Raw genomic sequence first — 10047 nt, forward strand, 5'->3', positions numbered from 1 at the left:
CCCCGACGTGTCTACTTTCCGGGGGTCAGGCCCCATTGCCCACTGCATCCACGCCCCATATGACGCACAAAAGTGGCGCGACCTACTCATTCCAGCTGAAGAAACCGTGCTGAAGGTAGCCACCCAACTAGGCATCCCCGTCGTCTTCCCCGAATCGATGTATGGGTTCGACCAGACTTACGAGGTGATTTCGCCTGATACTCCCCTCACCCGATCTCGCAATGGAAAACCCGGTGTTCGAGCGACCCTAATCGAGAACCGCTTAGCCTCCCCCTCGCGCACTACCTCGGTAATCGCGGCCGATCTGTACGGACCAGATGCCGGCCCCGGATGCGTCTACCATCAGCTCATCATTGGGAAGAAGCGTCCCCTTGCTCTTTTTAACGCACACGCTAAACACTCGGTCACGTATCTTCCAGACTTTGCACGAGCGTTGGCAGACGCACTTTTAGATGATTCGACACCCCCAATAATTTCCACACCTTGCGCTCCCGCTCTGACTCAAGCTGAGTTTGCTCGACGTGCCGGATGCCAACACTCCCCCATCACTATTCACCCATGGATGCTGAAAGTAGCTGGCGTTGCCAGCACGGGCCTCCGAGGACTGAAAGAAATGAGATACCTGTGGGACCGTCCCTCAATTCTTACCGGCGCCACGTCCTCATGGCAGGCGACCCCAACCGACGAGGCTCTAGAGGTTATTTATCAAGCCCAGCTGTCGAAATAACAAATCTCATCACCAGTACCCCTACCGCTCTACCTAAGATTTCTCCAACGTTCTACACTTGGACATCATGAGTGACACTCCCACCGCTTCTTCAGCCCTCACAACACCATATGAGGACCTCCTGCGCCGCGTCCTGGAAGAAGGCGCTCCCAAAGGCGACCGCACTGGTACCGGTACCCTCTCCCTGTTCGGTGCCCAACTTCGTTATAACTTGGCGGAGTCTTTTCCCCTGCTGACCACCAAGAAGGTCTACTTCCACGGCGTGATTGGTGAGCTGCTGTGGTTCTTGCGCGGCGAATCCAACGTGACGTGGCTGCAGGAGAACAAGGTCCGCATCTGGAACGAGTGGGCCGATGAGGACGGTGAGTTGGGCCCTGTCTACGGCGTGCAATGGCGCTCCTGGCCCACGCCGGATGGCCAGCACATCGACCAAATTCAGGCCGCCCTGGACACGCTCAAGAACAACCCGGATTCCCGCCGCAACCTGGTCTCCGCGTGGAATGTCTCTGAGCTGGACAAGATGGCGCTCATGCCCTGCCACCTGCTGTTCCAGCTCTACGTCGCTGACGGTGCACTCTCCATGCAGGTCTACCAACGCTCCGCGGACATGTTCTTGGGCGTTCCTTTCAACTTGGCCTCCTATGCCGCGCTGACCCACATGTTTGCACAGCAAGCAGGCCTGAAGGTGGGCGAGCTCATCTGGACCGGCGGCGATTGCCACATCTACAACGACCACATCGAACAGGTCAAGGAGCAGCTTTCTCGCGAGCCCCGTGCATACCCGCAGCTCAAGCTCCACAAGGCGCAGGACATGTTCTCCTATGACTTCGATGATTTTGAGGTCATCGGCTACGACCCTCACCCCACCATCAAGGCGCAGGTGTCCGTTTAATGCTGGGCGCAATCTGGGCCCAGTCCCTTGACGGCATCATTGGTGACGGCGTGGTCATGCCCTGGCACGTGCCGGAGGATCTCAAGCACTTCAAGGAAGTGACCATGGGCGCGCCCGTCATCATGGGCCGCAAGACATGGGAATCCCTCAACCCCAAGTTCCGCCCGCTGCCGGGCCGGGAGAACATCGTGCTGTCCAGCCGCGAGCCCGACGAGTGGTCTGCGGGCGCCACCGTGGTGGATAGCATCGACGCCGCACTCGAAACCGCGCCCGGCGACGCCTGGATCACCGGCGGTGGCCAACTTTATAGCTCCGCCCTCGACCGCGTGGATACAATCGAGCTCACCCTCATGGGTGTACAAGTCGGCGATGCCTACGGCGCAGATGCCGTACTCGCCCCGAGCGTTCCGGAAGAATTCAGCCTATCTGCCGATAGTGACTGGCTGACCTCCGAATCAGGCCACCTCACCATTCCCGGCCAGCCCCCGAGCGAGCTGCCCATGAAATACCGATTCCTCACCTACGACAGAAAGGCTGCTGCATAATGGCAACTACCCCCGAAACCACTGAGCACGTCACCATCTTCTTCGCTGACTGGTGCCCGTTCTGTGTAAAGCTGATCAAAAACCTGGACCGCACCGAAACCCCATATGAGCTCGTCGATGTCGAAGGTGAGAACACCGACGACATCAACGCCTGGATTGAATCCGTCAACGACGGCAATCGCATCGTTCCAACCGTCCTCTACTCCGACGGCACTCACGCCACCAACCCTTCCGCCAGCGAGGTTCGCGCCAAGTACGCGGAGCTGGCCGGCGAGTAGACCCAAGGCGACGCATTTACCGCCGCCTAAAGCAGGGCTGCTAATCTTACTTAGGTGCGCAACGCACCCCCGCCCCAGTAGCTCAGGGGATAGAGCACGGCTCTCCTAAAGCCGGTGTCGGAAGTTCGAATCTTCTCTGGGGCACGCTGTGAAGTCTCGAGACATCGTTCCGGTCGGTGTCTCGAGATTTTTAGTTGCCCCGACTGGGGTTGAGTTCGTTGTCTTTCTAGTTGTAGTAGATCTTTTCTTCGGTGAGTGTGTAGGCGGCGATTTGTGCCCCAGTGATGGCTATTTTGACGTCGACGTGGTTGTCGATGCAGACCATGGTGATTGGTTCCCCGCCCCATCTGCGTCCGATGTAGAGGCGGCGTAGTTTGCCTCCCCATCGCAGGGTTGTCTTGCCGTTGGTGCCGATTTTGTCGGTACTTAGTCGGTAGTCGTGGTCTGGTTTGATGTCTACTTATCTGCATTCACCCCCATTAAGGGTGAATCTTCAGATCAAAACTTGAAATGTTTTATAAACAGTATTACCTAACTTAGGTAAGCCTTACCTTTCCTGCTGTTCATAAATCGAGGTTTACTATGACCCAACAGTCCTCTACGCCCGCACGGAGTGCAAGCTCATCCAGTGGGTCGACGGCACGTTTAAACACCAGAGATCTCATCAACGCTGGCATCTTTGCTGCACTTTACTTTGTAATCACCTTTGTAAGCGGAATGATTGGATTCGCAGGACCACAATTCATGTTTATTGGATGGTTCATCGCGGCAATCGCAAACGGAATCGTGCTAGCGCTTTATGCCGCCCGCACGCCCAAAATGGGTGCTTTCACCCTCGTCGGTGGTATTAACGGACTAGCATTCATGCTCACCGGACACTACTTCTGGACCCTGCTGGGAAGCATAATTCTAGGGTTTATCGCGGATTTGATTATTACAAAAAGCCACCTCAGTATTGCCAAATCCTTCCCTATTTCCTACAGCGTCTTCTGTGTCTGGATTTCTATGCCTTTTATCCCGCTAATTCTGGATACGGACTCCTACTACGTCGATATCGCAGACCAAATGGGTCAAGAATATGCCGATGCCATGTCGGATATCTTCCAGCCATGGACCATTGGAGTACTGGCCATTTGTGCGCTCATCGTCGGCTTTATCGGAGGAAAGGTCGGAGTTCGCGTCAGCCGCAAACACTTTGAAAGCGCTGGTCTCCTGTGAGCCTGCAAAAACAGGGCGTGCTTCATCGATCTTCGATCGATCCACGGACCGTGCTGCTTTCTGTTCTAGTAATCAATGCGGTAGCTCTCAGCCACGGCCACCTACCGACACTGCTGATTTCTATCGCTTTCAGCTCCATCGCACTAGCTACAGTAAAACCACACTATGGTCTTATTTGCCTGTTCGCTTTTGCATTATCCTATCTAGGGTACTGGGGCCTATTACAGCTTCCTGGCTCCACATTTTTCGCTTTTTCAGCGGCAATTTTTTCGTGGCTAAGCCGTTTTGTCATCAGCATGTCCATCGGCACATTCGGCTTGCTCACTCTCACACCATCCACGTTGACCTCAGCACTGCGGGACCTGCGTTTACCAGGCTGGGCCACCATTCCACCGGCGGTATTCCTGCGCGTTTTGCCGATCATCGTGGCAGAAGCCAAAGCCATCCGCGATGCCATGGTCCTTCGGGGTCTCCAGCCTGGAGTAAAAAGCTGGATCACACAGCCCACACAATCGTCCGCGATGTTGATCATCCCCTTATTAGGTGCCGTCGTCCGCGCTGGTGATGAGCTCGCTGCCTCTGCTCTTGTCCGGGGATTGGGAGGACCCGCACGCCCAACCACCACCGCCGATCTTTCCTTCAAGCTTGTCGATGCAACTGCACTAGCTGGGTTGGGCCTCGTTGTTGCCTCTGTCTGGCTTCCCACGGAGGTCCACTTATGAACGAACGCAGTATCGCAACCAGTGTAGACGCCCACAACGTTTCTTTTACATATCCATTGGGAGCTCGGCCAGGCATTCAAGGTGTATCTGATGTGTCTTTTTCTGTCTCTCCAGGACAGTGTCTACTGATTACCGGTGATTCCGGATCGGGAAAGTCCACGGTACTCAAGTTGATCAACGGACTCATCCCCCATTTCAATCCAGGAGAGCTACTAGGCACCATCACTATTATAAAGGATGACCAGGCTTTTACCCCTGCGGAAGAACCGCTGTCCCGAGCCATCGAGTTCAGCGCCTCAGTATTCCAGAATCCAAGGACACAATTTTTCACTGAAAGCGTCAATGCAGAATTGGCCTTCGGGCTAGAAAACCTTGGTGTAGATCCCAAAGAAATTGAGTCGAGGATTCAATCAGCGGTCGAGCTACTAGGCATTAACGATCTTCGGGGCCGGCGATTCAAAGAATTATCCGGTGGGCAGTTACAAACCATAGCATGCGCATGCGCGCTTGTGTCCCCGGGCAGTCTCGTGCTTCTCGATGAACCCACGTCCAATCTCTCTATGGAAAGCATCGATATTCTTGCACGCGTGCTACACCGCTTGAAGGAATTAGGCACAACGATCATTATCGCTGATCACCGTCTCTTTTTCTTAAAAGATATCGCTGACCAAGTTATTTTCTTGACTCAGGGAAAAATAACGCGGAGTTTCCGCGCTCAGGAGTTTTATGCCTTAGACGAACCCGAACGCAAACAATTGGGGCTACGCAGCTTACACCATGTTCCCCTGCCCGCGAGCGTGCCGGTACCACCCACGCTCGAAAACGCCGATCCCCAGCGGAGCGGACTCGAGCTAAGCAACATCTGTTTTTCTTATGGCGCACATGAGGTATTAAACATTGACCACGCATTTTTCCCCAGCGGCGAAGTCACCGCCTTAATCGGGCCCAACGGCGCTGGAAAAACCACCCTCGCCAGGATCATTTGTGGTCTTGCTTCTCCCAAACGCGGCGGTAGTCTCCGTTTGAACAGCAAACGAGTCGGAGCGGCTGCCCGCAGACGTGCCGCGTACATGGTGATGCAAGATGTTGGCCGCCAATTATTCGCAGCCACCACCGAAGAAGAAGTCACGCTCGGACTGGCAAAGAAGAAGCGGGACCACATCGATGTCAATGAGATTCTCCATCGCCTCGATCTGGCAGGAATGGCCCAACGGCATCCGCAGTCTCTGTCCGGTGGGCAACGGCAACGCTTAGCCATAGCTTCAGCCCAAGCCGAGCAAGCAGCGATCTACATCTTCGATGAACCTACCTCTGGCGTGGGCTGGCGCCAACTGCAATCCATCTCTGCGCTACTTCGATCTCTTGCAGCAAGCGGAGCAGTGGTCATCGTCATCACCCATGACCACGAATTCATCCAAGAATCAGTCACCAGAATCATCGATATGACTGACATCAACAAGAATTGAGAAAGAAATGTCTGAACTAAAACAAAGTTCCACAGAATCAAGCGGAACCCACGCACCAGAATCACACGGTGCGTCACCGGAAGAAGAGGCTCGCGCAAAACTAAAAGCCGGCCAGGTCGCTCTAAAAAAACTACTGGCCCCAGTGCAAACAACCATCTACTTCGCACAGTTTCTCGCGCTTATATCCTCGGTACTCGCCGTAGCACCCTACGTCGCGTTGGTGGCACTGGGAAATGCTCTAATCGACGGCAATACTGATGACGTCGCGTCCATTGTGAAATGGCTACTTGCTGCATTTTTGGGCCAGCTATTCTTCTATTTCCTTGCCCTTGCAATCACCCACTTCGCTGATGCAAAGCTGGTGGGGATTAACCGGCGCCGAATTATTACCGCTATTGCGAAAGCACCACTCTCGTGGTTTAGCCAGACTAATTCCGGCAAAGTCCGCAAAGCCGTCGAGGACGATACGTTAACTCTGCACACCCTGACAGCCCATGCTCCTGTAGAGAAGGTCGCCGCGATCTTTACGCCCCTCGCGCTTCTGGTTTATGCCTTTATCTTGGATTGGCGCCTTGGTCTACTTTCTATTGCCACTGTGCCCATTTTCCTAGCAATCCAAGCATATTCAATGAAAGATATGGGCACAAAAACTGCGGAAATGGATAATTATCTGGGTGAGGTCTCTGCGACTGCGGTGGAGTTCTCCGAAGGTATTTCCGTCGTCAAGGCTTTCGGCACCGTTGGCAAAGCCCACGCTCGATATCGCGAAGCTGCCCAAAAATTCGCGGAATTCTATTACGAGTGGGTACGTCCGCTTCTGCGTGTTTCCGCAATCTCAGAGTCTGTGGTGGCGGTTCCTGTCCTCATCCTTATCAATCTAGGAGTGGGTTCCCTGCTGATAGCTGGTGGCTATGTCACGGTCGCTGAAGTCATCGCAACAACGTTAATTGCGCTGGTGCTCCCGGGCACGATTCAAACCGTCGGCCAAATGATGTGGTCTTACCAGCTCGCTGGCAATGCGGCGTTGCGCCTTGATGAAGTCATGACAATTTCCCATGTGAAAGAAGGCCAAAAGAGCCTCGACGCCAATAGTCAAGACATGGAGGTGGAGTTCCATAAGGTCAGCTTTAGCTACGCCCCAGACACACCAGTCCTCCAAGACTTTTCTGCGCAACTAAATGCAGGCACTGTCACGGCATTGATTGGCCCCTCCGGGTCTGGCAAATCCACAGCAGCAACGATGTTGGCGCGTTTCCAGGATCCAGATTCGGGCACAATCACTATCAACAACGTGGATATCCGTGATCTCACTTTCGACAGTTTGTACCGCACTGTGGCTTTCGTCTTACAAGATCCTCACTTACTGCGTATGAGTATTCGGGAAAACATTCGCCTTGCACGCCCAGAAGCCCGCGATGAAGAGATCTGGCAAGCCGCAGAGGCTGCGCACATAGCTGCTGATATTCGCGCTTTACCGGCTGGGCTCGACACCGTTGTTGGTGAGGACACCTCTTTATCCGGTGGACAACAGCAACGCATTTCTATTGCCCGGGCAATCATTACCAATGCCCCAATCTTGATCCTGGATGAAGCTACTGCGGCAACTGATCCTGACTGCGAAGCAGAAATTCAAGCAGCTCTAGCCACACTCGTCAGAGGCAAGACCGTCTTAGTCATCGCCCACAAGCCGGAGTCCATCCAAGGAGCAGACCAAATAATCTGCCTCAAGCCTATGAAGGATAATTCTCATGTCTAATGCCACTACGCCTGTTAGTTCGCGTCTTCGTGATCCGCTACTCACTCGCAGTGTCAAAAAGCTGCAAAGTCCTGTAGGCCATAAGCTCAATAAAAGGTATGCTTGTCTATCGCTTATCGTTGGCGTGCTTGATGGCCTCGCCGTTCTCACGCTCGTGCCACTTACAAAGGCACTCGATGGGGATACGACGATCGCACCATGGATGTGGACGCTTTTGGCAATTGCGCTCGTAGCTTTTGCGCTACGATTTTTCGCAACCATGGCCTCTTACCACACGGCCTTGGATTTCATCCGAGCCGCGCACACGACTGTGGGCGATAAATTAGCAACGCTACCGCTCGGCTGGTTCGTACCGGCTAATACCGGCGGCCTATCTCGCCTCGTTTCAGATCGCTTTATGGTGGCGGCCGAGACCATTGCGCATATTCAAGGAACGATATACCGCGATAGCGCGGCACTTGTCACCTTGTTAGTAGGAGCGTGTTTCTGGAACCCGAAGCTGGGCTTGGTCCTTCTTATCATCGCACCATTGGCGCTCGTGGTGATGCAGTTGGCTGCATGGATTCGTGAGAAAGCATCGAACCGCGCACTGGGGCCGAGTAAAGAGCTCTCCCAGCGCATCGTAGAATTTGCTAACCGTCAACCAGCCCTGCGCGCGGCAGGACAATCACAAGTTTTTGCGCCACTAGAGCAAGCGCTAGAAATCGACCATAAAGCACGAATACGCGAGCTATGGGTATCCACATTAGCTTTGCTACTCAACGGCATAGTAGTGCAGATCTTCATTGTGGCTCTCATTATGGTCTCCGCGGATCTTGCCGTTGAAGGCGCCCTATCGCCACTAGAAACAATTGCGATCATCGGAATCAGCTTGAGGTTTACCCGCACGCTTGAGCAGCTGGGTTCTTCTTTCGTCGGTTTAGATGCCGGCCGTATCGCGCTCACAGAAACTGAGCTCATCACCGATGCCCCTTCCCTACCGGAACCCACTACTCCGCGCCCAGGCGATGGTTCGGGAAGTGTAGAGCTGCGTAATGTCACGTTTGGATACGGCGATAAACCAGTATTGGTAGATATCGCTTTCCATGCTCGACCAGGCACCGTTACCGCCATTGTCGGTCCTTCTGGCTCCGGAAAGACCACAATTGCGCGCCTTATTTCGCGATTCTGGGATGTAGATTCCGGGGCGGTGATGGTTGACGGCGTAGATATCCGCGAGCTTGGAACCGAACAGTTAATGTCCAGACTGTCCATGGTTTTTCAGGATGTCTACCTCTTCGACGACTCGTTAATCGCTAATATCCGCGTTGGTCGTCCCGACGCCTCCGATGAGGAAGTCTTCCGCGCAGCTGATCTTTCAGGCGTGACTTCTATTGCCAACCGCCTAGGGTGGCATACTCCTGTTGGTGAAGGCGGTCGGCTTCTATCCGGTGGTGAACGCCAGCGCGTATCTGTAGCTCGCGCGCTTCTCAAGCAAGCGCCGATTGTACTCTTTGATGAGGCTACCTCCGCGCTCGATGCAGAAAATGAGGCAAACATTCTTGCTGCGATGGACGAGCTACGGGAGCAATCTACTTTTATTGTCATCGCCCATAAGCTGGATACAATCAAATCTGCTGATCAAATCGTAGTCTTGGATGAACACGGGCAAGTCAGCCAGCTGGGCACGCATTCTGAGCTTTCCGATGTCCCCGGTATCTACCGTCACTTCTGGCAGCAACGCAAAGCAGCACGCGGGTGGAAAATCAGTTCGGGACGCGATTAACGCGGGCACCGAGATCGGCGTTGTTTGCGGGGGCACCCTTCTCTCTCCCCCCGCAGCACGGAGCACCCTAAGTGCACCGACAAAGCTCAGAGCGAAGAATGCGGTAGCGGCTACGAGCGACCACTGCGCGGCGTTGGCCATGCCTTCGCCAGTTTGTTGTTCATGATGGTTCTCCTTAATCTTCAGTTCCTTGCGCACGGGCAAGCACATGCTGCCCTAGCGATTTCAGGCCCACGAAGCACTGTGAAGCCGAATCAGTCAAGCGACCTTTCTAACAAATAGAGGCCGCCGCGAAACGTGGCTTTGGCCCATGGGATTTTCGCTGCCGCGTGGTCGATGTATTCCACAAGGACGGCCGCTGCGGGTTCACCTACGGCACCCTTCCCGGACACCTTGAGCGCGGCGAGGAGACCTTCGCTCTGGAGCGCCTGCGCGATGGCCGCACACTGCTGCTTATCGACGCCGCCTCAGAGCCCTTCCTCCCCTCCCTGCGCCCACTTGTGGACGTGCCAAGGCGCCTGCTGATTAGCCAACTCTACCTTCACGCCTTAGACGATTAGCAGGATTGCGCATACGACAAAAGCCGCCTCCCCGAGCCCTGGGAAAGCGGCTTAGTATCAGCGCTGGTTAGTTCTTGCGCTTGTCTTGGGCCTGACCCCCGGAAAGTAGACACGTCGG

Annotated in this window: 9 protein-coding genes, 1 tRNA gene and 1 pseudogene; 10 read left to right on the top strand and 1 reads right to left on the bottom strand. The window is 54.5% G+C overall.

What is annotated here, in order from left to right:
• The first annotated feature begins 794 nt into the window (after positions 1-794).
• The 4 genes from HMPREF2978_RS00830 to HMPREF2978_RS00845 all read left to right on the top strand — a co-directional run bounded on the left by HMPREF2978_RS00830 (position 795) and on the right by HMPREF2978_RS00845 (position 2586).
• On the top strand, positions 795-1619 hold the full coding sequence (locus HMPREF2978_RS00830; RefSeq protein ID WP_049155187.1) for a thymidylate synthase: 825 nt from the start codon (positions 795-797) through the stop codon (positions 1617-1619).
• Positions 1619-2164, top strand: coding sequence for a dihydrofolate reductase (locus tag HMPREF2978_RS00835; protein ID WP_070529404.1), 546 nt, complete (start codon positions 1619-1621; stop codon positions 2162-2164). The genes HMPREF2978_RS00830 and HMPREF2978_RS00835 overlap by 1 nt, the downstream gene beginning before the upstream one ends.
• Positions 2164-2442: a glutaredoxin domain-containing protein gene (locus HMPREF2978_RS00840; RefSeq protein WP_049155191.1), complete on the top strand. Its 279-nt coding sequence runs from the start codon at positions 2164-2166 to the stop codon at positions 2440-2442. Before HMPREF2978_RS00835 ends, HMPREF2978_RS00840 begins: the two co-directional genes overlap by 1 nt.
• A gap of 71 nt (positions 2443-2513) precedes the next feature.
• A tRNA-Arg gene (locus HMPREF2978_RS00845) sits at positions 2514-2586 on the top strand.
• Between the two features lie 21 nt (positions 2587-2607).
• Here HMPREF2978_RS00845 and HMPREF2978_RS12655 read toward each other — a convergent pair.
• A pseudogene (locus HMPREF2978_RS12655) lies at positions 2608-2884 on the bottom strand (IS481 family transposase); the annotation flags it as partial.
• 140 nt (positions 2885-3024) lie between these two features.
• Between HMPREF2978_RS12655 and HMPREF2978_RS00855 the strand changes: the two are divergent.
• From HMPREF2978_RS00855 to HMPREF2978_RS00880, 6 genes are all read left to right on the top strand, one after another.
• Positions 3025-3660, top strand: coding sequence for an MptD family putative ECF transporter S component (locus HMPREF2978_RS00855; protein ID WP_049155193.1), 636 nt, complete (start codon positions 3025-3027; stop codon positions 3658-3660).
• Positions 3657-4382, top strand: coding sequence for an energy-coupling factor transporter transmembrane component T family protein (locus HMPREF2978_RS00860; protein WP_010187692.1), 726 nt, complete (start codon positions 3657-3659; stop codon positions 4380-4382). The genes HMPREF2978_RS00855 and HMPREF2978_RS00860 overlap by 4 nt, the downstream gene beginning before the upstream one ends.
• Positions 4379-5848: an ABC transporter ATP-binding protein gene (locus HMPREF2978_RS00865; protein ID WP_070743554.1), complete on the top strand. Its 1470-nt coding sequence runs from the start codon at positions 4379-4381 to the stop codon at positions 5846-5848. The genes HMPREF2978_RS00860 and HMPREF2978_RS00865 overlap by 4 nt, the downstream gene beginning before the upstream one ends.
• Positions 5849-5855: 7 nt before the next feature.
• The gene (locus tag HMPREF2978_RS00870) at positions 5856-7604 is read left to right on the top strand and encodes an ABC transporter ATP-binding protein (RefSeq protein ID WP_012714929.1); all 1749 of its coding nucleotides are present in this window, start codon (positions 5856-5858) and stop codon (positions 7602-7604) included.
• On the top strand, positions 7597-9369 hold the full coding sequence (locus HMPREF2978_RS00875; protein WP_029158873.1) for an ABC transporter ATP-binding protein: 1773 nt from the start codon (positions 7597-7599) through the stop codon (positions 9367-9369). The genes HMPREF2978_RS00870 and HMPREF2978_RS00875 overlap by 8 nt, the downstream gene beginning before the upstream one ends.
• 278 nt (positions 9370-9647) lie before the next feature.
• Entirely contained in the window at positions 9648-9929 is a 282-nt protein-coding gene (locus tag HMPREF2978_RS00880) for a DUF1990 family protein (RefSeq protein ID WP_369815742.1), read from the top strand.
• Positions 9930-10047: the final 118 nt, after the last annotated feature.

It is taken from the genome of Corynebacterium sp. HMSC074C01 (genome assembly GCF_001814605.1).
Classification (GTDB): domain Bacteria; phylum Actinomycetota; class Actinomycetes; order Mycobacteriales; family Mycobacteriaceae; genus Corynebacterium.

Bases quoted from the DNA above. Each gene is read 5' to 3' on its own strand.
- HMPREF2978_RS00840 (WP_049155191.1), top strand. From the start codon at position 2,164: ATGGCAACTACCCCCGAAACCACTGAGCACGTCACCATCTTCTTCGCT.
- HMPREF2978_RS00865 (WP_070743554.1), top strand. From the start codon at position 4,379: ATGAACGAACGCAGTATCGCAACCAGTGTAGACGCCCACAACGTTTCT.
- HMPREF2978_RS00855 (WP_049155193.1), top strand. From the start codon at position 3,025: ATGACCCAACAGTCCTCTACGCCCGCACGGAGTGCAAGCTCATCCAGT.
- HMPREF2978_RS00835 (WP_070529404.1), top strand. From the start codon at position 1,619: ATGCTGGGCGCAATCTGGGCCCAGTCCCTTGACGGCATCATTGGTGAC.
- HMPREF2978_RS00830 (WP_049155187.1), top strand. From the start codon at position 795: ATGAGTGACACTCCCACCGCTTCTTCAGCCCTCACAACACCATATGAG.
- HMPREF2978_RS00870 (WP_012714929.1), top strand. From the start codon at position 5,856: ATGTCTGAACTAAAACAAAGTTCCACAGAATCAAGCGGAACCCACGCA.
- HMPREF2978_RS00875 (WP_029158873.1), top strand. From the start codon at position 7,597: ATGTCTAATGCCACTACGCCTGTTAGTTCGCGTCTTCGTGATCCGCTA.